Source organism: Arthrobacter sp. MMS24-S77 (genome assembly GCF_054888235.1).
The window spans coordinates 4,307,597-4,329,056 of sequence record NZ_JBTZRN010000001.1 but is presented as its reverse complement, the minus strand read 5'-3'; the positions used below and the strand labels follow the sequence as shown (position 1 = coordinate 4,329,056).

Genomic DNA, 21,460 nt, shown 5'->3' with positions numbered 1-21,460 from the left:
GGCTTCCTTCAGTTGGTGGATCATTTGCTGAGGATGGTGTCCAAGGCAACGCTGACGGCGCTGAGATGGTCGGCCATCGCTGCTTCGGCGGCTGCGGAGTCGCCGGATTCGATGGCTTCGACAATGCGGAGGTGCTCATCGTCTGAAACGTGCTGGCGGTCAGCCACCATGTTCAAGGTTTCGGATTGGTGGGCCAGCGCCTCGCGAATGTCCGCGACAACGCTCTCGAAGACTTTGTTGCCGCTGGAGCGGGCAATGGCGGAATGGAAACTGGCGTCGAGGCTGACCCAGGTCTCGGGGTCCGTCTCGGCAAGCATTGACGCCACGATTTCCTTGAGGTGTTCAAGATCTTCCGGGCTGCGGCGTTTCGCGGCCAAGCCCGCTGCGGGGACTTCGATGTGTGGGCGGGCCTCGTTCAGGTCCCGCGCTGAATACTGGCCCAGCGTGAGGTCATTAGCCACCCGGTCCGCGACGACGAACGTGCCTTTGCCGGTCTTCGTGACCGTCAGTCCGAGCGCATTGCAGGAACGGAGGGCTTCCCGGACGACCGAGCGGCTTACTCCGTACTGCGCTGCCAAAGTGGCCTCGGAGCTGAGCTTGGCGCCCACTTCCACCGTTCCGTCTTCGATGTCCTGGCGGATGGCACTGAAAACGGCTTCCGCGGCACTGAAGCGAGCGAGGGGCCGAGGGCTTGATGGCCTCGGCGCTTGGGCCGGCCGGGGGACGGCGCCGCTTGTGGCAGTGCGCTGGCCAGCCGCAGCTTTCTGGCTGACGGCTGACTGTCCAGTGGCGGCCTGTCTGGCTGTCCGGCTGTCTGACAGGTTCACGCTTAAAAATATGGCACGGGTCACAGGGTGGTGTCAACGTGGGACCATTATTACTCCCGGAATGATCGACGGCTTGCTGTCCGGGCGACGCAGATCGGGTCACTGGGCTAAGCAGCCACGCGTCTTAGTCAGAGCTTTCGCGAGGGCACGAGGGCAGGGGTGGCCCTCGACTTAAATGCTGAATGTCCCGGATTAATTGTCTGATGCTCTCATGATGTCCGGAGGGTTGATTTCTAGGGGCGAAGGCGGGCATAGACTTAATTGTTATGACTACCCTGGCGAAAATCCTGATGCGATGAAGCCCATCGAGTTTCCCGACGGCTGCGACACGTAGCCAGAACATCCGGAAGCTCCTTGATCGAGGTGTCATCGAGCCGATTGGCGATGGCAGGTGGATTTACCGCCTCCGCCTCGTGCCGAGTGAGTTGACACCGTTGCTGACATGGCGTCTCGATCAGATGGGATTCCTGCCTCAGATACTAAGAGACACTCAATAGGCCAGCCGGTCGAACCTGAGGCGAACGAACTGTTGCCGGAGCATAATTGCATCCATGGCCAACCGTCCGCACGGGCGATGGGATTCAACGACGCAGACAGCACCGCCCATCACGGTGGAGGTGCCGGTCCTCGGCATTGGCTCAGGTCCATCTGCCTACGAAGAACTGGGAAGCTACGTCGGGGTGCTGCGCAGGCCCCGCGGGCTCCATATGACACTGTTGCACCTTGGCGTCGCGGAGGACTTTTGCCGTGATGTGGCTGTTTGGACCAAGGGCAACACCAGTCCTGAGTCGGCGATGGCCAGGATGGTCTCCTGGGTGGAGGGGCTGCCTGTGCTGCAAGCTTTTTCAGGTAGCGCCGAAAGGCTGATCGTATTAGGCGCAGGTGGGGTGTGCGGACTGGAGATAGACGTACCCGCTACCGTGCATGACTATCAAGTCTCCCTGGTGTATGCCCTTCACGAACTTTTGGACGAACTGCTTGTGGACAACATCGACGACTTCATTCTCAGCTCTCCGGCACTTGGATTCCGCTCGCCACGATGGGTACCCCATGTGGCCGTGGGCAGGCCAATGTATCGGGGCCGCGGGCCTTGGGACATCACCCGGGTCGGAGTCGATTTCGGCGAATCACGGATCAGGAACCGCCAATTCCTTCCGGATATCGGTGCCGGCTGGGGACTTAAAATTAGGCCGGAAACCTAGAAGTAGCTGCCTACCAAACAACCGGTAGACGTCCTGGACCACCAGGACGTCTACCGGCCCAGCATGGAACCGGGCCTTTACTGGTGGTTGAGGCCGCCGCCTGCGGCGGGGTCGCTGTAGCTGGGTTTGCCGTTTTCATGGTGGCCGGCGAACCGTCGCAGGTACTGCGGGGCGTCTTCATCGGCAACGCTCACGTCGTACCAGCCGTGGCTGGACTCCAGTTCTACTTCCCTGGTCACGGTCTTCCTGGTCGGGACCGTCACTTTGAGCGCTTTGCCTTGGTCGTAGGCGTTGGAAATGCGGACTTTCCGGGGACGCGTTCCGGAATTGCTGAGCACGAGCTGCACCGGGGTGCCGGCGACGTCCTCATGCATCTTGACTTGGAGTTCGTCAGGGTCCGTAAGAGTGCCCTTGAATTCGGCAAGGTACCCGTTGGCGCCCCAGACCCCCAGGTCGTAGTCAGAGTCGCCGGACCATGAATCGCGGACAATGTCCTTCGCGGCAATCTGGTAACGGCGCGGCGCATCCTGCGGAGTTCGTCCGTTGCGGACCAAGAAATGGGCGCCGGCCTCTCCTTGATTTGCGAATTCCAGGCTGAGTTCCGAGCCACCGGAGCGTACGAACTCGACGCCGAACAGATACGGAAGCGGGCGCGCCGGCCGGACTCCAGGTGCTTGCTGCGGCATTGACTGCGGATTCTGGACCGAGAATGGCTGGCCCTGCCCCTGGATGGGAGCAGGTGGATTCATTGCCGTGAAGTCAGCCTGCGCTCTGGAGAAGTCAAACGCCGATGTGAGGTCGCCGCAGACGGAACGGCGCCAGTCGCTGATGTTCGGCTCTGGCACGCGGAATCGCTTTTCCAGGAATCGGATGACTGAGGTGTGGTCGAACACTTCTGAGCACACCCATCCGCCCTTGCTCCAGGGTGAGATGACGACAAGTGGAACCCTGGGCCCGAGGCCGATGGGTTGTTTTCCATGGGGGTCGGCGCCAGGCACCAAGGGGTGGGCTTCGCCGGGGTGCAGGTCCAGATCGAGGAATTCATCGGCCAGCGGATTGCGGTGCGTCTCGTCGAGCGGCTGGGGGCCGAAGAACAGCTTCGGGTTGATGACTCGCAGCAAGTACCCCGTAGCGGCCGCGCCCGTGGCGGAACTGGCGGCAGCCACTATCAGCCAGGCCCTGCTGTCGGAGTGCTTCCACCCGGTGACGAGCGCAGCGACGGCGGCGGGGACGTTGAGCGGCGCGATCGGTGCGTAGTAGCGGCCGGGGCTTCCCGCCCCGAAGGGGGTTCGAGGGAGTTCACGGCTAGCTTCAGAGGCCGCGACCCGGTCCGGGATTCTGACGATGGCCTCGTAGAGGTTGCCGAAGAACCAGTGCGCGTGGGTGAACTCCGCGACACTCAAGAGCCGATCAGTGAACGCATCCCGAGCGTCTGAAGAAGTGTGCCCCATGCCCACAATCTACCGCCGGCGCGCAGCTCTGGACATGGAGTTCGCCCTCCACGCCAGCCAGCGGGGCGTTGCCGCGATGGGAAGACACGGCACGGGAGGTTCTTCGCGCCGTCTCAGCGGCGTAAGGGCTTCACCGCCCTATAGGTCCGGTCCTATAGGTGCTGGATCCCCGCCCGCTGCATGGCGTCCCGGTAGATCTCGATGTTCTTGGCGAGGAGTTCCTGTTGCTTCGCCTCGGACAGGGCAAATGCCCGTCCGCCGAGCGCGCTGGCTTTGTAGACCTTGATCCCGTGCTGCCGGAGCGGCGAGTGGTAGGTCTTTTCGTAGAGGGCCAGGAACGCGGCAGCTTCCGCGCCATGCGCGACGATCGCCGAGACCCTCTTGTTGATCTTGAGGAACTGGCGGAACGGGCGGAGCCCGTCGGTCTTCTCCTGCGCGCTTAGTGCCGGCGGCAGATCCGGGTCGCGGACCCAGGGGTAGGAGTTCCACGGCATGACATAACGCACGTCCAATTCTGCCGAGTCATAGATCAGCTGGGCACGGCGGGCGGCGTCGTCGTCGTTCAGGTGCGAAACGAAACCCGAGGCAGTGCCCTTGCCCGGGCTCGTGTGGAGCGTGACGATCCGGCATTCATCTTCGTCATGCACAGGATCGATGTAAGGCACGGAAGAACCTGGCCTTTTGGCCATCAGTTCGTCGCACAGCTGCGTCACGGCAGCAATGTTGGGCTCCTGTAGCAAGGCCCTTTTTTCGTCCCAGTCAATGGTCACGTTCTCTCCTTCGGCAGCGCGGCGTCCAGAATCGGCGTCCCTTGCCACTTTACGCCGTCACTTTGCGCGTCGCTCACGCTCCTGCAGAGCCGGGGGACGAAACCGCCCGACGCCGGGCCTCGCCGCGGGTTTCCAAACGGCCCTTTCGGAGTGGGGGCTACTGGCCCTTCAGCTTCTGCATATCGCGACGGTCCTTCTTGGTGGGCCGTCCTGCGCCGCGGTCCCGCTGGGGAAGCCCGAGTGCTGGCGCCGCGGGCCGCTCCGGAGTGTGGTCGGTGAAGCAGTGGGACGCCGCTTCGGCGCCTACCCTTTTGGCAATGAGTCGGCGGACCTCAAGGATGCGCTCGAAGCCGGGCTGGCGGACCCGGATGGTGTCGCCGATAATCACGGATTGCGAGGCCTTCACCGGGTTCCCGTTGATTCGGATGTGTCCTGCCCGGCAGGCGGTTGTGGCCGCGGAACGGGTCTTGTAGGCGCGGATGGCCCAGAGCCAGGCGTCAACGCGCACATTGCCGGCTTTTGATGTTTCGGGGGAAGACGGAAGGCTAGTCATGATTGCGAACGAGTATAGTCGGCGCTCTTTTGCGTTGCCGGCATCCATGGGACCCCAGCAACGCAAGAAGATGACGACGGCGGGGGACCGCCGTCGTCATCTTCCGTTCCATTTTGCTGCTTTGGCGCCTGTTCAGCGGTAGGCGACCACGGTAGATCGGGAGTGCGTACCGGGGCCGAGGTCCACCGCGTCTTCCCCGGGCAGGACAAGCTCGGCAGTGGTGCCCGTCGGGACCACTACCTCGACCTCCAGCCCGCCGGCGTCGATGGCCTTCCAAGCGATCGACGCCGTGCCGTACGGGGTCTCATGCTTAGCCGATGCGTGCGTCAGCCCGCCGCCCGGCTGAGGTTTGAACTGGATCCGTCGGTAGCCCGGCTCAAGCGGTGAGATTCCCGCTACAACCCGATGCATCCAGTCGGCCACAGCGCCCAGGGCGTAATGGTTGAAGGAAGTCATCTCGCCGGGATTGATAGAACCGTCGGACAGCATCGAGTCCCAACGCTCCCAGATGGTCGTCCCGCCCTGCGCCACCTGGTACAGCCAGGACGGGCATTCCGTCTCCATCAGGAGTCCGTAGGCTGTTTCGGTCTCGCCGGCCAGGGTCAGCGCGTCTGACACCACGGGCGTTCCGGCGAAGCCAGTCCCGACCCTGTACCCGTTCTCCTTCACAAGCTCCGCCAGTCGCCTGCCAGCGGCAGAACGTGACGGCTCATCCGGAATGAGGCCGAAGACAAGGGCCAGCGCGTATGCGGTCTGGGCATCGGAAGCCATGATGCCGTCGACGTGGACGTACTCCTTGGCGAAGGCCGAGGCGATCTCAGAAGCGAGATTGGCGTAGTAGCGCTCGTCGTCGTGCTTCCCCAGGACGCCGGCGCTCTTGGAGAGGTGCTCCGCAGAGCGCGCGAAGTACGCTGTCGCCACCAGGTACGGGTCTGTCATCGCGAGGGTCGGATCCTCGGGTGGAGCAGTGGGGTCGAGCCAGTCACCCAGTTGCTGGCCGTTCTCCCACAGCCTGCCCGGCCCGGCAAGCCGTTCCACAAGGTCAACCCATGCCTTCGCGCTCTCGTACTGGGTCGCCAGTACGCCGGCGTCGCCAAAGCGCTCGTACAAGGCCCAAGGGGTGAGAACGGCGACGTCCCCCCACACCGCTCCCGGCCGGATGGGGGTCCAGTAGTCTCCGCCCGGAATGACCGGAACATACCAAGGCACGGTCCCGTCGGGCAGTTGCTCAACGGCCACGTCCTTGAGCCAGGACGTCAGCATGCCGGAGCAGTCGTAGAGGAAGCTTCCCGTGGGGGCGAAGACCTGGATGTCTCCAGTCCAGCCGAGGCGTTCATCGCGCTGCGGGCAGTCCGTGGGGATGTCCACGAAGTTCCCGCGCATGCTCCACAGGACGTTCTCGTGGAGCCGGTTGAGGTCAGGATCGGAGCACTCAAACCAGCCCGTGCGTTCCATGTCCGTGTGGTAGACCCTCGCCACGATGCCTTCGAGCGGGTCGCCGCCGGTCCAGCCGTCGATTTCGGCGTAGCGGAAGCCGTGGATGGTGAAGCGGGGCTCCCATGTCTCGGTCCCGCCGCCGGCAAGCGTGTAGCGGTCGGTCGCCGCGGCGCCTCGGAGGGGCCGGGTGTATAGCTCGCCGTCCTGGAGGACTTCGGCATGCCGAAGGGTCACGGTGTGACCGGGCGCGCCGTCGATCGTTAGACGCAGGCGCCCCACGAGGTTCTGGCCAAAGTCCAAGAGGATCTTCCCGGAAGGCCTGAGCTGCGCGGAAACGGGCCGGACCTCCTGGGTGCAGCGGACCGGGGGGCCGTCCGGGGCCACGAGCGTGCGCGGATCGCGGTCCACGACGGCGACCGGTGACCACGCGCCGTCGTCGAACCCTGCGCTGCTCCACCCTTCCGGAAGCTCCCGCGCGTCGTATTCCTCGCCCTCGTAAAGCCCGGTGAAGCGGATCGGGCCGAACCCGGCCTTCCACTCGGTGTCGGTGCCCACGATGGTGACCGTGCCGTCGTCGTGCGTGACGTGAAGCTGCGCGAGCAGGGCGGCCTTGCTGCCGTAGAGGTTCCGGTGGCCGCCGTGGAAGCCGAGCCGGCCGCGGAACCAGCCGTCCGCGAGCCAGGCGCCGATGGCGTTCCGGCCTTCGGTGAGGTGTTCGGTGACGTCGTAGGTGTAGTAGCGCAGCCGTTCACCATAGACGGTCCAGCCGGGCGAGAGTGCGTCGTTGCCCACGCGGTGGCCGTTGATTTCCGCCTCATAGAGGCCATGCGCGGTGATGTAGAGCCGGGCAGCCGCTACCGGGCGGGTCAACGTGAAGTCTCGCCGCAACAACGGCGGGCGGCGGTCGGAATCCGGGTCCTCGTCCCAGGCGGGCGTCACCGCGTGAGCGGTCCAGTCGCCGGGCTCTAGCAGGCCAGGCTCGACGGCGGACGGCACGCTCCAGGCGCTCGGCTCGGCGTCTACCCCGCTCCAGGCGCGGACACGGACTTCGGCCCGCTCGCCCGAGCCGAGTGCCGTAGTCGGCCACGGAACCAGGACGGACTCGTTCGACGACGTCCGCTCGCCGAGCCATTCCTGACCGCCACGGGTGACGGACAGTTGGTAGGCGCTTTGCACCCAAAACGCGGGTGCCATGGTCTTCCAAGTGATACGGGGTGTTCCGGTGCCCAGGCCGAGGGCGCCGGGCAGGTGTTCGAAGGTGACGGGGGCGATGGTGGGGTGCTGCGAGAGGGCAGGCATGGGTCTCCTAGGGAATGGGTGAACAGGCGGCCGGGGGTCAGCCCTTGACCGCGCCCGCGGTCATGCCGGCCACGATCTGGCGGTTGAAGAACAGGTACATGACCAGCGGCGGGATGGTGATCAAGAGGATGTTCATGAAGAGCAGGTTGTAACTGGTGGTGAACTGGCTCTGGAAGTTGAACAAGGTGAGCTGGACGGTGGCGTTCGCGTCGCCGGGGAGGAAGTACAGCGGGTTCTGGAAGTCGTTGAAGATCGCGACGGACTGGACGACGATCACTGTCACGATGACCGAGCGCAGGAGGGGGAAGACCACCCGGAAAAACAGCCGGACGGGTCCGCAGCCGTCAATCACTGCGGCTTCGTCAAGTTCCTTGGGAATGCCCGCGATGAACGCACGGAATAGCATGACGCAGAAGGAGAGGCCGAAAGCCACCTCGATCAGGATCAGCCCGGGAAGGGACTTGAACAGGCCGAGACTCTGGAGGACCCAAATGGTGGGCACCACGGCCGGGGGAATGATCAGCCCGGAGAGAATGAGGAAGTTCACCACACCGTTCCACCGCGTCCGGCGGCGTTGCAAGACCCAGGCAACCATGGCGGCCAGGACCACCAAGATGGTCACGCTCACCACGGTCAGGATGGTGCTGTTGATAAACGCGGTGACCAGCATGAAGTTGCGCTTGGAAATGACTTCCTGGAAGTTGTCCCAGAAATGGATCTGGGTGGGCCAGGTGAATTCCAGCTTGGATGACTCCCGTCTGTCTTTCAAGGCGTTCACCACCATGAACAGGAGCGGGATGACGAAGACCACGACGGTTGCAGCGATGGCCAGGACTCCCAGGCCGTAGCGCTTGATGGCGGCGATCACAGGTCGACCTCCTTGCGGTTCAGGAACATGGACAGCGGCACCACCACTGCCGTGACGATAAGGAACAGGACGACGTTGCCGGCCGTCGACAGGCCATAGAAGCCCGCCTGGTATTGCTTGTAAATGACGGAGGCTATGACGTCCGAGGTGAAGCCCGGGCCGCCCTTGGTCATGGCCCAAATCAGGTCAAAGGAGCGAAGCCCGCCAATGAGCGACAGGATGATCACCGTGGTGGTGGCCGGACGGGCCAGAGGAAGGGTGATGTTCCAGAAACTCTTGACGGAGCTGGCACCGTCGACTTTGGCCGCTTCGAAGTACTCCTGTGGAATGGAGACGATGCCGGCGACGTAGATCACCGTCGCAAGGCCAACGCCCTTCCAGACGTCCACGAACGCCACGGACAGCAGGGCCCACGCGGGGTCTGTGAGCCAAGCCGGTCCCTGGATACCCACTGCGGCCAAGGACTCATTGATGAGTCCGTTACGCGGGTCCATCAGGACGGTGAAGACCATGCCAACTCCGATGCTCGACAGCAAGACCGGGAAGAACAGAACCGAGCGGAGGAAGCCACGGGCGATGATCTGCGAGGTCAAGAGCACGCCCAGGAGCATGCCGAGTACCACCTTGAGCCCGGACGTGACCACGCCGTAGATGAACGTGTTCACCAAGCCCTTGATCAGCGCCGGCTCCTGGAAGAACTGGACAAAATTGTCCAGGCCGATGAAGGTGAAGTCGGTCAGGGACCAGCGCGTGAAGCTAAAGAAGAACGATGCGAACGTCGGCACCAGGAACAGTGTGGCGTAGACGACGGCTGCCGGGAGATAGAACCAGTATGGATACGGGGACTTGCCCTTGCGCCGCTTGGGGCCGGCTTCGGCCTGGCGAGGACGGACGCTCGCCGTGGTTGCTGTGGGGGTGTTAACAGTCATTTGTGTCTCCAATCGTTGTCCGGGCCAGCGGAACCGGCCCGGACAACAGGCGGTGGCTGAAAATCAGTTCCAGCCGGGCAGGTTCAACTGCTTGGCCTGCTTCTTGACGTCCTCGTCATAGAGGGCGGCCGCGTCCTTGGCGCTCCGGATCCCGGAGCCGACCTCAACGGTGATCTGTTCCAAAGCCGGGCCCTTCACGGGGGAGAGGAACTCCAGCGCGGGGCTGTTCTTCGCGGGGTCGTTGAAGAACGGCAGCATGTCGGACACAGCCGCGGGCACTTCCGCCGGAAGCTTGCAGTCCTTCACGAGGTACGGCCCCGTCACGCCCACTGCGTTCGTGAGCGCATCGCATCCGGCCTTGCTCGCGATGAAGGCCTGAAGCTTCTTGGCCTCCTCGGGGTGCTTCGTGGCCTTGGGGATGTAAGCGCCGCCTGGCAGCCAAACGGTGAGGGCGTTCTTGGCCGCATCGTCACCCGGGAGCGGGAACAGGCCGATGTCGTTGAGCTTGTCCGGGGAAGCGACCTTGATCGCTGCGAGGGCGAAGCTCAGGACCGGGTATTGCGCGCCCTTGCCGTCGGCGAGCATCTGGAGGGCCTGGTCGTAGGTAGTCGAAGCGAAGTCCTGGTTGAACAGGCTGGCCTTCGCAACTTCTTCTTGATGCTGGAAGCCTTTGAGCGCTGCGGGGTCGGTGGCGTACTTGGTCTTGTTCGCTGTGTAGTCCGCGGCGAAATTCGGCTCAGCCTTGGCTACATTCGCGAAGTCGCCCAGCACGAACAGCTGCGATGTCCACGTAGTCTGGTAGCTCTGGATAATCGGCGCGATACCCGCGTCCTTGATCTTCTTGCTGTTGGAAACAAAGTCGCTCCACGTCTTGGGAACGGACAGGCCTAGCTTCTCGTACACCTTCTTGTTGTAGAGGACTGCTCCGGCCATACCCGTACCAAATGGCACGCCGTAGACCTGGTCGCCGGACTTCACCACAGATTTGAAGGTATCCAGGACGTTGGCCATGTAAGCCTCGTTCGTGACCGGGAGGAGGTTCTGCTGGGGGTTGATCTGCTGGAACAGCGAGCCGGAGTTGTAGGAGAACACGTCGGACATATCCCCGGTTGAGAGGCGTGTCTTGACGATGTTGTCCCCGTCCCCGCCACCTGGACGAGTCTCCACGTCAACCTTGATTCCAGGATTGGCGGCCTCGAAGTCCTTCACGATCTGATCGGCCTGTGCCACGGTATTTTCCGCGTTGTCCACGAGCCAGGTGATCGACGTCCCGCTGGCGCTGCTGGCGCTGCTGGCGCCGCCGGAGCAGCCTGTCAGGGCGAGGCCGAGGGCAACCATGCCCGCGGCTGCCGGCGCTAGGCGCCGGGTCAATTTGCTAATCATCCGTATCTCCTGAGGGTGAAGCGGCTGCACTGCCGCTTGTGTGGAACTTCTTGTTCTCACTTTTGGAACGTTTCAATTGATATGTCGAGAAAAGGCCCTGACCGGGCGTATTTCGAGGATTTTGATCGGTTTTGTAGACCGTTCTACGAAAGAATATAAGCCACGTCACACTTGAGCGCAAGGGCTAGGATGAGATTCGAGTTAAGATAGCGCTTGCCCGACGTCGGGCGGTGCCGTACCCGCCCGCTTGGGGCGACGAGGAGGCGCGGCGTGGCCGGAATCGAACGGCGCGCGACCATCCGCGATGTTGCACGCCATGCGGGCGTCTCGACGGCGGCCGCCTCCAAGGTGCTCCGTGGCGCCTACGGAGTCAGTGACTCCATGAAGGCCCGCGTCGAGGCGTCGATGGAAGCCCTCGCTTACAGGCCGCTGGCGACGGCGCGCGGAATGCGAGGCAAGAGCTACACGCTCGGCGTTTTCCTGGTCGATCTTTCAAACACCTTCTTCTCAGTCCTGGTTGAAGGTGTGCGCGACGTCGCAGAAGAGCGCGGGTACCAAGTCCTCATCGGACAAGCCCGGCATGGCCTCGAAGCCCAGCGCCAGCTCATTGAGGCGATGGTGGACCGCAGGATGGACGGCCTCCTCCTCATCGCCCCGTTCGGAACAGATGCGGAACTAGAGCGGCTCGGACAGGCGATTCCAGTGGTCGTGCTCGGCCGTCACGGACCCGCGCAGCACTTTGACACAGTGGCGAGTGACGACGTCGCCGGCAGTGGGCTCATTGTCGACCACCTTGTGGACCTGGGCCACGAGCGCATCTCGTTCCTTGGCCACCATGAGCCGCAAGACGAGCCGAGTATGCCACAGTCGGTTCGAGCCCGAGGCTACGATCTGGCGATGACGCGGCATGGGCTCGAACGCTGGATCGACCACGTTCCGGGTCGCTGGGGGACTGAGGGCGGCCTACGCGCCGGTCGGGAAATCGCGGCCCGAACGGACCGGCCCACCGCCCTCCATGGAGGTGCCGACGTCGCCGCGCTCGGAGCGTTCACCGTGCTTCTGGAGGCCGGGATCCGCATCCCCGAGGACCTGTCCGTTGTTGGCTACGACAACGTGCCCGCCACGGCGCTGCCTCCCATCGGCCTCACGACCGTGGACCAATCCGGCGTCGCGATGGGCCGTCAGGCGGCGGAATTGCTCGTGTCCCGCATCGAGGGCCGCACTGAGTCCGAGTACATCGTGGTCCCGCCAAAGCTCATCGTCCGCAAAACCACGGCGCCGCCGCGTCACGCCGCGGTCGGTTCCCGTCCGGCGTAAGCTTCCCGTCCTGCGGGGATAGCTGCCGCCGGTGTGCGACGGCGATTACCGGCGTCGTAGTTCCGCGTATTCAAGGTGCGGGACGACGGTCCCTGCGTCCCGCTCCAGGAAGTTGGTGCCAGGCGCCACAATGTCGTCAATGGCATCCAGGACGGCTTCGTTGAGGACAACATCCGCGGCCTTGAGGTAGTCGGTCAGGTGCTCCTCCGTGCGTGGACCGATAACCACGCTGCTGACGGCGGGGTGGTTCAGCGCGAAGCCGATAGCCAACTGGATGAGGGTGAGTCCATGCCGTTCGGCGACGCGGGCCAGTGCATCGGCAGCCAGGAGTTTATTCCTGTTGAAAGGGGCCGAGACATCGAAGCGCCCAGGGACCGCCGATGCGCGGGAGCTTGCCGGCTGGGGCGCTCCGACGCGGTAGTTTCCGGAGAGCCAGCCGCCGTCGAGCGGTCCATAACTAAGGACGCCGAGGTTGTACTGCTGCGTGATAGCGAAGACGTCGCGCTCATTCGCGCGGACCAGCAGGGAATAGGGGACCTGGTCCACAACGGGCGGTATGAGGTGGTTCGTGGTGGCGATCCACTGCGCCTCAACAAGCTGGGACGGCGTGAAGACCGACGTTCCGTAGTAGAGGATCTTGCCCTGCCGGATGAGGTCGTTGAGTGCCGTGATGGTCTCCAGGACGTCCGTGTTGTAGTCCGGGCGGTGGGCTTGGTAGAGGTCGATCCTGTCCGTTTGCAGGCGGTTCAGGCTGCCCTCCACGGCTTTCATGATCCAGCGCCTGGAATTCCCCGCGTGCGCGGGATTCGGTCCCATCTGTCCGTGGAACTTGGTGGAAAGGAAAACGTCATCCCGCCGGCCATGGAGGGCCCGGCCCACAATGGCCTCCGCCTCGCCCTGCGAATAGATGTCCGCGGTGTCGATGCTGGTGATGCCGGCGTCGAGGGCGGCATGGACAATACGGATGCTTTCTTCGGCACCCGTGGGCGCCGAGCCTGTCCCAAGGTTGAGGGTGCCTAGGGTAAGGGGACTGATCAGGGCGCCTGTGCGTCCCAGGGTTCGAAGCTCGCTGAGGCTCATCTCCGGCTTCCTCCGTGAAGAATCAAGGCTGTGCAATGGATTGACACGACGCTACACATGTCGTGGCCGGGGCACTCGAAAAACGTACAAATTCTTCGCTTTTCGTATTGCGGAGTAATGAAAACAGCACGTGACGAATTGTGAATTGACTTGAATCGACACGCGAATACACAAATATTGCCGTTATCGGCGTCGAGTGAATTAGTAGAAAGGCAGGCACGAAACTACAGAGAAAGGAAACCGCCATGACCCAGGCAACCGTGGACGGAGCCGCTTCGATCAAGCAGGCGTTCGCCCAATTTCCCTCAGGCGTGGCAGCGTTCAGTGCCATGGTCGGTTTCGCACCGGAGGCACTGGTGGCATCCAGCTTCACTGTAGGTGTCTCGCTCGAACCACCGCTGGTCATGTTCGCGGTGCAGAACTCCTCCACCACGTGGCCCAAGCTCCGGCGAGCCCCGCGGCTGGGCGTTTCGGTCCTGGCCCAGGGCCAGGAAGCCGTGTGCCTGCAGCTTTCCTCTCGGACGCAGGACCGTTTCGCGGGACTTGCGACATCCACGAGCGATGCCGGTGCGGTGTTGATCGACGGCGCGGCGCTGCTGCTTGAATGCGAAGTGGTCTCGGAGACCCCTGCCGGCGACCACGCGATCGTCGTCCTCGAGGTGAAGTCCGTGGAGATCAACCACGACGCCGAGCCCCTCATCTACCACGGGGCCGGCTTCAGGCAACTGGCCGCCTGAGCGGATACGGCCCCAACTGACTCGCAGTTGTTGTCGTTATGAGCCTGGCAAAGTCATATGGTCGTAGCAACGCTCTGATTGATGGAGCGTTTTATGGTCAGGTCATTTCCTCAGAGTGCCCGCAACGAGTTTGTGGACTTGGTGTGTGGTGGGATGTCGATTCTCGCGGCTTCCCGGCGCGTCGGGACCACACATCGGACCGGGGGAACCTGGTGGTCCCAGTCTGGCCTCATGATGACTGTGAACATGGGCCGCGTCGGGGGTCTTGCTGATCCGGCGCCGACGGCGGACGGTCCGGGTGGCCGGGCATTGACTTTGGACGATCGGGGGATGATCCAGATGGGCCGCCGGTGCGGGCTGAGCTACGCGGATATTGGGGAGGCGATTGGCCGGGACAAGTCGGTGGTCTGGCGGGAGGTGAAGCGGCACACCGGGGAGGACGGGGTTTATCATGCGTCGACCGCCCACGCTAAGGCGCATCAGAACCGGCGCCGGCCCAAGCCGCTGAAGCTTGTCGAGAACGAGGATCTGTGCCGGCTGATAGCGGTCTGGATGGACGACGGGTGGAGCCCGAAACTGATTTCATCGATGTTGGTGTTTTACTTCACCGATGATCAGACTATGCAGGTGAGCCACGAGACGATCTACCAGGCGCTGTACGTCCAATCCCGCGGGCTCCTGCGGGCAGATCTGGCCGAAAAGCTCAGCCTGAAACGGAAGCAGCGCGTTCCCCACGCCGCGGACAGGACCAAGAACAGCCCCTACAAGGAGGCGTTCAAGATCAGTGAACGCCCGGCGGAGGCCCAGGACCGGGCCGTCCCAGGGCATTGGGAAGGTGACCTCATCATCGGCTCCAACGGGACCGCGATCGGCACCCTTGTGGAACGCTCGACCCGGTTCACGATCCTGCTCCACCTCCCCGGGAACCACAGCGCCGAGACCGTCGCTACCGCGATGATCCGGGAGATGGGCAACCTCCCGGACCACCTGCGACGGTCGATCACCTGGGACCGCGGGACGGAACTCGCCGACTACGCGAGGATCCAAACCGCGCTCGACACCACGCTCTACTTCTGCGACCCGCACTCGCCGTGGCAGCGCGGGACCAACGAAAACACCAACCGGCTCCTGAGATTCTGGTTCGAGAAAGGCTCGGACCTCTCCGCTCACACCCCGGAGGATCTCCGCCGGGTCGCCGCGAAACTCAACCGCCGGCCACGGCCCACCCTCAACCTGCAAACCCCAGCCAACCGGCTCAACCAGCTGCTGCAGGCAGCCTAAACCCCAGCGTTGCTCTGACCAGTTGACTTTGCCCCTCCAAAACGACAACAAGTGCGAGTTAGTTGGGTCAGCCGGGCACTTGGGCGCTACGCCCGGGGACGGGCTCCGGCGGAGGCTGTCACGCGCCCGGATGAGGCCGGCTTGCCTCCATGTGGGTCTTCCTGGCGTTCGCGGACCGGCGCGAGAGTCTCGTGGGGCATTCCCTCTTGGGTTGGCGCTTCCTGTGCCTGTTCAGCATCCCGTGCGGCCGCCCGGGCATCGGCTTCGGCGACGGCAGCGGCCCATTGACTGTTCAGGACCGGAGGATCTTGCTTCACGGCAACCACGAAGGGATGTTCCTTGGCCTGGGTTGTGGCCACGGCTGTGGCAGTGGCCGCGATTCCGGCCTTGACCTGCGCGGGTTTAGGCCACGTCCGTGGATTCACAAGCGACTTCCAAGGGAAGTTCCGCAAAGCGGTCCACCCCGCCGACCACACCAGCCTCGTGGTCCCCAGGACTCCAAGGCGCGCTTGCTCCGGAGCAACTGCACCCGTCCCCAAGGAGCCGGCGTCCGCCGTCGTCGATTCCCCAGGCTCCGCAAGGGCGGGGACCCGCCGAGGCCGCGGCGGCAGGTGCACAACCGGGACCGTATCGCGCTTCGGAAAGACTCCCACCATGGCGAGCAGGATGATCGAAAGAAGTTTCGCGACGCCGGCCAGCACCAAGGTGACAACCATCAGGAAGCCCAAAGCAAGGAACATGAGCGAGGCGAGTCCGAGCGTGCCGAAAAAGGTCAGATTGAGGGCCAGTGTTGTTGGATCCTCCACGTAGCCTCCCCGAGCCAGAGTTGTGAGGTGGGCGCCGCAACCGTCGGTCCGCGGGCATGTCTTCTAGACTACGGGCGAAATCTGGATGAATCATCCGCCAAACTCCGGCTCGCCGAGGTTGTTTCGAAGCTGTTATCTGGTGTGACAAAATTTGTTGCCTAGCTCTCACCATTCAGTCCAGATAGGGCGTCAATGCCACTCGATCCCGCTCGCCTCCGCCACGGCGTTTGCCCTTGCCTGTCCGGGGAGCAGTACACCGAGTGTTGCGGACGTTTCCACCGCGGAGACGCCGACGCCCCGACGGCTGAGCAGCTCATGCGCGCCCGCTATTCGGCCTTTGTAGTCCTTGACAGCGATTACCTTCTGCGCACGTGGCACCCGGACACCCGCCCGGCGGCACTGGACTTGGACCCGGACATTGAGTGGCGGCGGCTGGACATCCTGGCAACGCAGCAGGGCGGTCCCTTGGACCCTGAAGGATCGGTCGAGTTCGCGGCACACTACCGTTCCGACGGTGAACGCGGGGTCCAGCGCGAAAACAGCCGCTTCGTGCGGATCGACCGGCGCTGGTACTACCTCGACGGCGACGTCGGCTAGCCCTGTCCTCGCTGCCTCGATCAGCCGCGGGCCTCAGCGGTACTTCCGGTGCAAGTTCTCCTTCGATGACGCTCCAGGGGAGGCATCGGCGATCCATGGGCCCGTGCCTTCGGACTGGTCCAGGATTCCGGCCTCGAGCCAGGCGTAGTCGCCCGCCAGGACATTCGAGGACAGCTCGTGATCGACGTCGTCGGTGTTCCGCCACAATTGCTCAAAGTATCCGTCCACGCGCATCCGGGCCTGCTCGCAGTAAGCCTCGGCAAGTTCGTACGCCGCCGCGCCTTGCTCCGGAGCGGTCTGCAGCAGCATCTCGGCCCGTGAGCAGCACGCCGCCATGGCAAACAACTCGGCCCCGATATCCACGATCCTGCCGAGGAACGCCTGTTTGTATTCAAGCCTCGCCTGCCAGCGGCCCATCCCGTAGAACGTCTGCCGGGCGAGCCGGCGCGAAGCCCGCTCCACATACCGCAATTGCTTGGCCAGGCGCCCAAACTCACCGTAGGATCGCGGATCCATGCCGGCTCCGGCCACGAGCTTCGGGAGCCACCTTGCGTAAAAACCTGAGGCGCCGACGGCGGCACGCGCCTTCTCCTGCAGGGTCGCGTCCGCGGAAGCGAGTTCGCCCGCTGCCGAAAGGTGGGCGTCGACGGCCTCGCGGGCGATGAGCAGGCGCATGATCTCGGACGAGCCTTCGAAGATCCGGTTGATGCGCATGTCCCGCAGCAGTTGCTCAGCCGCCACCGCGCGTTCCCCGCGGGCCTCCAGGGAATCCGCCGTCTCGAAGCCACGACCACCGCGGATCTGCACGAGTTCGTCAGCCACCGTGTAGCTCAGTTCAGTGGACCAAAGCTTGGCCAGGGCGGCCTCGATCCGCACATCCTTCTGCCCGGCGTCGGCCATCTCGGCGGAGAGCTCAAAGACGGCTTCGAGGGCAAAAGTGGTGGCGGCGATAAAGGCGATCTTTTTCCCAACCGCCTCATGTTTTCCCACCGGACGTCCCCATTGGGTACGGGCGTTGGACCACTCGCGGGCGATCTTCAACGACCACTTGCCCGCAGCCACGCACAACCCTGGGATGGAGAGACGGCCCGTGTTGAGCGTCGTGAGCGCGATCTTGAGTCCTTGGCCCTCGCGGCCGAGCCTGTTGGTTGCCGGTACGCGGACTTGGTGGAAGCGGGTCACCCCGTTCTCGATGCCTCGCAGGCCCATGAAGGAATTGCGGTTCTCGACGGTGATGCCGGGAGAGTCCATTTCCACCACGAACGCCGTGATGCCGCCCTTCAGGACCGTGCCGTCGGGGCCCGTGCGGGCCGGAACAACTGCCATGACCACCACCAGCTCGGCAATGACGCCGTTGGTGGTCCAAAGTTTCACGCCGTCCAAAAGGTAGGACTCGCCGTCGTCGCTTGGTACTGCGGTGCAGCCCATCCGGGCGGGGTCGCTGCCGACGTCGGGCTCTGTCAACAGGAAAGCCGTGATGGCGCCGGCGGCGCAACGCGGCAGGTACTCCTGCTTTTGTTCGGGCGTGCCAAAGACCTTGACCGGCTCCGGGACGCCGATGGATTGGTGGGCGGAAAGCAGGGCGCCAAGGCTCGGGTGCACCGATCCCAGGAGCGCCAAGGCTCTTCCGTAGTAGACCAGGGACAGGCCCAAGCCGCCGTATTCGCGCGGAATCTTCATGCCGAAGACGCCGAGCCCAGTGAGCCCAGCGAGGTATTCGTCCGGGATCTTGGCATCGCGCTCTATGACACGGCCGGACATGGTGCTGCAGAATTCCGCCAACTTCGCCATGAACTCTTCGCCGCGCTCGACATCTTCGGCTCTTGCTTGTGGCCAGGGATGGATGAGTCCAAGGTCGAAATCGCCCAGGTACAGCCCCTTGGCAAAACTTGGGCGGTTCCATTCGGTTTCACGGGCGGCCTCGGCGACGGCGCGGGCTTCTGCCGCCGTGACACCGGTGCTCTTGTTATCAGTGGCGGAGGTCATGGGAGGACTCCTCTTGCCGGTTGTGCCGGTTCGAGCCCAGGATCCGCCTCGGGTGGGGGACCCTTCAGCTGTCCCTCAATGCTACCCGCGGGTAGGTACCTGTGCTAGGGGAGGTTTGCGATGGGAATTCCACCGGCAGTTCGACCTTGCCGGCCTGGTGGACCAGCTGATCCCACGCGAAATTGATGCCGTGGACCAGCCCACCCAGCACGTTCTTCACGGTGAACCAAGCCAAGCTCGCCGCTCCGACCAAAGCAAGAGTGGCCATGGCGGCTACCACGATGAATGCCGCCAGAACCAGGCCTAAGATCAGTGTTCCGCCGAAGACGTATGTGCTGGTGTCCAAAGTCGTAAGGTCGAACTGCATTGGGTCCCCTCCGCAACGCTGCCAAAGCCGACGTCGGAATGTCGAAGTCGTTGGGTTGAGACTAGGGGCCATATCGGCGGTTCAGCCAGCAACAACACCGGCCTGTGCGCGTGTCGATACGCGATCGAAACCCTACCGGTAGGTAGATCACGGAAGGGTTGCGGCGCACCCTGCGTTAACCTTGTACGGGGCAGTTTTCGGGATTTCCGCTGCCAGAAGGTTCCGCGGCAGCTGAAGGAGAGTAAGTGTCCCGCTCAGCAATGTCCTCAGCCGATGCAATTAGCGCACGGCTCAGGGACCTCGAACTTCTCACCAAAGGCCCCGCATGGGCCCTCACACGCTCAGCCCCCTGGGTCATCGCGGTACTCCAAGCCTCTTTCACCCGCACAAGACCGCAGCTTCCGCTTGAAGAGTTCCACGCCGACGTCGACGCCTTCCTTGAGCAGCTCAGGAGGCAGGACCCCGGGCTGGGAGGGCAGGCGAGCGGCAAGGCGTTTGCCGACGAATGGACCCGCAAGCAGTTCCTGACCCGTCGCAGCCAGTCCGGCCAGATCGTTTACGAAATCACCGAGGCTGCGGCACGCGTCCTTGCTTTCCTCGACAGTCTCTCCAGCGAACGCTCAACCCTCAACGGATCCCGACTCGGAACGCTGTTGGGCGACGTCGAGAAGCTCGCCAACGAGACCAACCCGGACCAAAGCGCCCGCCTGGAGTCCCTCTCGGAGGAGATTCAAGAGCGTCAGCAGCTGATCGAAGACATTAGCTCTGGCGACTTCGACGGTCTCTTGGATGACGAAGAAGCCGTTGAAGCGGCCGGAAACATCCTGGACCTGGCGGCGAGCCTGCCCGCGGACTACAAGAAAATGCGCGACCGCATCGAGGAACTGGTGGGCGAGCTGCGCAACCAGATCATCGAAGAGTCCCTCAGCAAAGGCGCCACCATGGCGCAGGTGCTGGAGGCGGACAAACGCTTGCGGCAAAGCCCCGAAGGACGCACCTTCCGCTCCTTCACTGCGTTCCTTGAGGATCCCCAGCAACAGTTGCGCTTCCGTTCGGCGATCGGTGACGTGCTGAGCCGCCAGTTCGCCGACGAACTCAGCCACGAGGACCGGGAAACCCTCAAGAACCTTGTGGCGGAACTGCGCACCCAGCACAGCCAGATCCAGCGCATCTACGGCAGGCTTTCGGAAAGCCTGAACAACTACATCCAAAGCGATGACATCCGTCAGTCGGTCCGGCTCCGGCAGGTCCTGCGCGAAGCCGAACAAGCTGTCCGCTCCATGCCCTACGAACGCGACCGTCCCGGCCTGGTCCGCGGACCGGTGCTGTTCAACGCGGGATTCGAATCACTCGCGATGGTCAAGCTCTTCGATCCGGATGAGTTCGCGGCGCCTCCCAAGCTCGCCGATCCCATTGCCTTCAGCGATTCGGACCGCGTCCGGTCGCTGCGCTCCGCGAAGGCGAGGCCCGCCGTCGTTCGTTCCGCCATGGCAGGCGCCGCCACGCTGGCAGAGGCTTGGACAAACATCCCGGAGGAAGAACGGCACATCAACACTGTCCGGGCCCTCCTGTCCGAAGCGCTGCACAGCGGTGCGTCGTTCGACCGGGCCGCCTGGGAAGACATCGACTTCGAACAAATCGACGGCAGCACACGCACCGCGTACCTGCCCCTCGTGACGCTGACTAAGGATTCCGATGACTGAAGCCCACCCCGCCGAGTATGCCCCCTCTTCGGAGCAAGGAGTGGACATAACGCAGCATGTCCAGTCCGAGGCTTCTTCGGATGGACATGTCCACCCGGATCCCTTCCGAGTCACGCCCCGCGACACGTTCGTCGACGGCGCGGCACTGTTCCCGGGCGACACCGGCGTGCTGCCCATGAAGGTCCGCCAGGCGCTCGTGCGGCTGCTCAAGGGTCCGTATATCGACGGCGGCCGCGACGAAAAGCTCTGGACCACCCTTCTGGACAACCAAGTGATTCTCCGCAGCCGGCTTTCGGAGCTCTTCCTGAACCTGCAACTGGACCACGAGCGCAAGATCGCAGTGCTCCGCCCTGTTGATCCGGAAGCCATCGGAGGCAGCGCCCGCTCGAGCATTCTTCGCCAGCAGCGCGCGTTGAGCCGCGTGGAAACCATCGTGCTGCTGCGCCTGAGACTCCTCCTCGACCGCCACGTGACGGCCCAGACAGACCCTGTCATCACCCGCGAAGAAATCGCCGAACTCGTGGCCCACTACCAGCCGTCCGGCCAACAAGACGCCCTCCGCGACTCCGACGTCGTCAACCGCACGGTCACGAAGCTCCTAGCCCGCCAACTCCTCCTGGCCACGGGCATCGAAGACACCTTCGCGATCTCCAGGGCCCTCCCACTAGCCCTCCCCTTCGAAAATATCGGCGACATCCCAGCCCAAATCGAAGCACTGATCGCGGTAGCAACCGACGAATCGGGCACGGAACCCCTGATCGAACTAACGGACACGGACGACGACGACGAGTCCCCCGAGCTGCCCGACGGCGCCGACGCTGTCTCCGACGCCGAGGTGGATGACACCAATGGTGACGAACACGCCGC

General features: G+C 63.6%; 18 protein-coding genes and 1 pseudogene. 7 read left to right on the top strand and 12 right to left on the bottom strand.

Annotation, left to right across the window (positions count from 1 at the left end; genetic code table 11):
* Positions 1 to 20 precede the first annotated feature (20 nt).
* Positions 21 to 827, bottom strand: a complete 807-nt coding sequence (locus tag ACX5I4_RS19985; protein ID WP_461838198.1) for a FadR/GntR family transcriptional regulator — start codon at positions 825 to 827, stop codon at positions 21 to 23.
* A gap of 551 nt (positions 828 to 1,378) precedes the next feature.
* On the opposite strand from ACX5I4_RS19985, the gene ACX5I4_RS19980 reads away from it, so the two are divergent.
* The gene (locus tag ACX5I4_RS19980) at positions 1,379 to 2,029 is read left to right on the top strand and encodes a hypothetical protein (protein WP_461838197.1); all 651 of its coding nucleotides are present in this window, start codon (positions 1,379 to 1,381) and stop codon (positions 2,027 to 2,029) included.
* A gap of 77 nt (positions 2,030 to 2,106) precedes the next feature.
* Here ACX5I4_RS19980 and ACX5I4_RS19975 read toward each other — a convergent pair whose 3' ends face one another.
* From ACX5I4_RS19975 to ACX5I4_RS19945, 7 genes are all read right to left on the bottom strand, one after another.
* Positions 2,107 to 3,480 carry a phospholipase domain-containing protein gene (locus ACX5I4_RS19975; RefSeq protein WP_461838196.1) on the bottom strand — a complete coding sequence of 458 codons (1,374 nt, stop codon included), beginning with the start codon at positions 3,478 to 3,480 and terminating at the stop codon, positions 2,107 to 2,109.
* A 152-nt stretch (positions 3,481 to 3,632) separates the two neighbouring features.
* Entirely contained in the window at positions 3,633 to 4,250 is a 618-nt protein-coding gene (locus ACX5I4_RS19970) for a uracil-DNA glycosylase family protein (RefSeq protein ID WP_268020082.1), read from the bottom strand.
* 157 nt (positions 4,251 to 4,407) lie between these two features.
* Positions 4,408 to 4,803, bottom strand: a complete 396-nt coding sequence (locus ACX5I4_RS19965; protein ID WP_461838195.1) for an RNA-binding S4 domain-containing protein — start codon at positions 4,801 to 4,803, stop codon at positions 4,408 to 4,410.
* Between the two features lie 132 nt (positions 4,804 to 4,935).
* Positions 4,936 to 7,539, bottom strand: a complete 2,604-nt coding sequence (locus ACX5I4_RS19960; protein ID WP_461838194.1) for a glycoside hydrolase family 78 protein — start codon at positions 7,537 to 7,539, stop codon at positions 4,936 to 4,938.
* A 37-nt stretch (positions 7,540 to 7,576) separates the two neighbouring features.
* On the bottom strand, positions 7,577 to 8,407 hold the full coding sequence (locus ACX5I4_RS19955; protein ID WP_461838193.1) for a carbohydrate ABC transporter permease: 831 nt from the start codon (positions 8,405 to 8,407) through the stop codon (positions 7,577 to 7,579).
* Positions 8,404 to 9,336 (bottom strand): carbohydrate ABC transporter permease, encoded by a 933-nt coding sequence (locus ACX5I4_RS19950; RefSeq protein WP_461838192.1) that lies wholly within the window; start codon positions 9,334 to 9,336, stop codon positions 8,404 to 8,406. Before ACX5I4_RS19950 ends, ACX5I4_RS19955 begins: the two co-directional genes overlap by 4 nt.
* A 63-nt stretch (positions 9,337 to 9,399) precedes the next feature.
* Entirely contained in the window at positions 9,400 to 10,719 is a 1,320-nt protein-coding gene (locus tag ACX5I4_RS19945) for an ABC transporter substrate-binding protein (RefSeq protein ID WP_461838191.1), read from the bottom strand.
* A 270-nt stretch (positions 10,720 to 10,989) separates the two neighbouring features.
* On the opposite strand from ACX5I4_RS19945, the gene ACX5I4_RS19940 reads away from it, so the two are divergent.
* Complete coding sequence (locus ACX5I4_RS19940; protein WP_461838190.1) at positions 10,990 to 12,036, top strand: LacI family DNA-binding transcriptional regulator; 1,047 nt, start codon at positions 10,990 to 10,992, stop codon at positions 12,034 to 12,036.
* A gap of 45 nt (positions 12,037 to 12,081) precedes the next feature.
* On the opposite strand, the gene ACX5I4_RS19935 is transcribed toward ACX5I4_RS19940, so the two are convergent.
* A complete protein-coding gene (locus ACX5I4_RS19935; RefSeq protein WP_461838189.1) occupies positions 12,082 to 13,116 on the bottom strand; it encodes an aldo/keto reductase in 1,035 nt (344 codons plus the stop codon).
* A 245-nt stretch (positions 13,117 to 13,361) separates the two neighbouring features.
* Here ACX5I4_RS19935 and ACX5I4_RS19930 point away from each other — a divergent pair, with 245 nt between their 5' ends.
* Complete coding sequence (locus ACX5I4_RS19930; protein ID WP_461838188.1) at positions 13,362 to 13,853, top strand: flavin reductase family protein; 492 nt, start codon at positions 13,362 to 13,364, stop codon at positions 13,851 to 13,853.
* 93 nt (positions 13,854 to 13,946) lie between these two features.
* Positions 13,947 to 15,134, top strand: a complete 1,188-nt coding sequence (locus ACX5I4_RS19925; protein ID WP_461837844.1) for an IS30 family transposase — start codon at positions 13,947 to 13,949, stop codon at positions 15,132 to 15,134.
* Positions 15,135 to 15,220: 86 nt separating this feature from the next.
* Here ACX5I4_RS19925 and ACX5I4_RS19920 read toward each other — a convergent pair whose 3' ends face one another.
* Positions 15,221 to 15,940, bottom strand: coding sequence for a hypothetical protein (locus ACX5I4_RS19920; RefSeq protein WP_461838187.1), 720 nt, complete (start codon positions 15,938 to 15,940; stop codon positions 15,221 to 15,223).
* Positions 15,941 to 16,132: 192 nt separating this feature from the next.
* Between ACX5I4_RS19920 and ACX5I4_RS19915 the strand changes: the two genes are divergently transcribed.
* Positions 16,133 to 16,537, top strand: a complete 405-nt coding sequence (locus ACX5I4_RS19915) for a YchJ family protein (protein WP_461838186.1) — start codon at positions 16,133 to 16,135, stop codon at positions 16,535 to 16,537.
* A 33-nt stretch (positions 16,538 to 16,570) separates the two neighbouring features.
* Here ACX5I4_RS19915 and ACX5I4_RS19910 read toward each other — a convergent pair whose 3' ends face one another.
* Positions 16,571 to 18,523 carry an acyl-CoA dehydrogenase family protein gene (locus ACX5I4_RS19910; RefSeq protein WP_461838185.1) on the bottom strand — a complete coding sequence of 651 codons (1,953 nt, stop codon included), beginning with the start codon at positions 18,521 to 18,523 and terminating at the stop codon, positions 16,571 to 16,573.
* Between the two features lie 64 nt (positions 18,524 to 18,587).
* Positions 18,588 to 18,890 carry a hypothetical protein gene (locus ACX5I4_RS19905; protein ID WP_461838184.1) on the bottom strand — a complete coding sequence of 101 codons (303 nt, stop codon included), beginning with the start codon at positions 18,888 to 18,890 and terminating at the stop codon, positions 18,588 to 18,590.
* A 245-nt stretch (positions 18,891 to 19,135) separates the two neighbouring features.
* On the opposite strand from ACX5I4_RS19905, the gene ACX5I4_RS19900 reads away from it, so the two are divergent.
* Together ACX5I4_RS19900 and ACX5I4_RS19895 are read left to right on the top strand one after the other, a co-directional pair.
* On the top strand, positions 19,136 to 20,593 hold the full coding sequence (locus ACX5I4_RS19900) for a DUF3375 family protein (protein WP_461838183.1): 1,458 nt from the start codon (positions 19,136 to 19,138) through the stop codon (positions 20,591 to 20,593).
* Positions 20,586 to 21,452 (top strand): annotated as a pseudogene (locus ACX5I4_RS19895) (DUF4194 domain-containing protein); the annotation flags it as partial. The gene ACX5I4_RS19900 and the pseudogene ACX5I4_RS19895, both read left to right, overlap by 8 nt.
* Between the last annotated feature and the right edge of the window lie 8 nt (positions 21,453 to 21,460).

What these genes read in the sequence shown, in the direction of transcription:
- ACX5I4_RS19980 (WP_461838197.1), top strand. Translation starts at nt 1,379, where the DNA reads ATGGCCAACCGTCCGCACGGGCGATGGGATTCAACGACGCAGACAGCA.
- ACX5I4_RS19975 (WP_461838196.1), bottom strand. Translation starts at nt 3,480, where the DNA reads ATGGGGCACACTTCTTCAGACGCTCGGGATGCGTTCACTGATCGGCTC.
- ACX5I4_RS19965 (WP_461838195.1), bottom strand. Translation starts at nt 4,803, where the DNA reads ATGACTAGCCTTCCGTCTTCCCCCGAAACATCAAAAGCCGGCAATGTG.
- ACX5I4_RS19960 (WP_461838194.1), bottom strand. Translation starts at nt 7,539, where the DNA reads ATGCCTGCCCTCTCGCAGCACCCCACCATCGCCCCCGTCACCTTCGAA.
- ACX5I4_RS19950 (WP_461838192.1), bottom strand. Translation starts at nt 9,336, where the DNA reads ATGACTGTTAACACCCCCACAGCAACCACGGCGAGCGTCCGTCCTCGC.
- ACX5I4_RS19945 (WP_461838191.1), bottom strand. Translation starts at nt 10,719, where the DNA reads ATGATTAGCAAATTGACCCGGCGCCTAGCGCCGGCAGCCGCGGGCATG.
- ACX5I4_RS19935 (WP_461838189.1), bottom strand. Translation starts at nt 13,116, where the DNA reads ATGAGCCTCAGCGAGCTTCGAACCCTGGGACGCACAGGCGCCCTGATC.
- ACX5I4_RS19930 (WP_461838188.1), top strand. Translation starts at nt 13,362, where the DNA reads ATGACCCAGGCAACCGTGGACGGAGCCGCTTCGATCAAGCAGGCGTTC.
- ACX5I4_RS19925 (WP_461837844.1), top strand. Translation starts at nt 13,947, where the DNA reads ATGGTCAGGTCATTTCCTCAGAGTGCCCGCAACGAGTTTGTGGACTTG.
- ACX5I4_RS19915 (WP_461838186.1), top strand. Translation starts at nt 16,133, where the DNA reads ATGCCACTCGATCCCGCTCGCCTCCGCCACGGCGTTTGCCCTTGCCTG.
- ACX5I4_RS19910 (WP_461838185.1), bottom strand. Translation starts at nt 18,523, where the DNA reads ATGACCTCCGCCACTGATAACAAGAGCACCGGTGTCACGGCGGCAGAA.
- ACX5I4_RS19905 (WP_461838184.1), bottom strand. Translation starts at nt 18,890, where the DNA reads ATGCAGTTCGACCTTACGACTTTGGACACCAGCACATACGTCTTCGGC.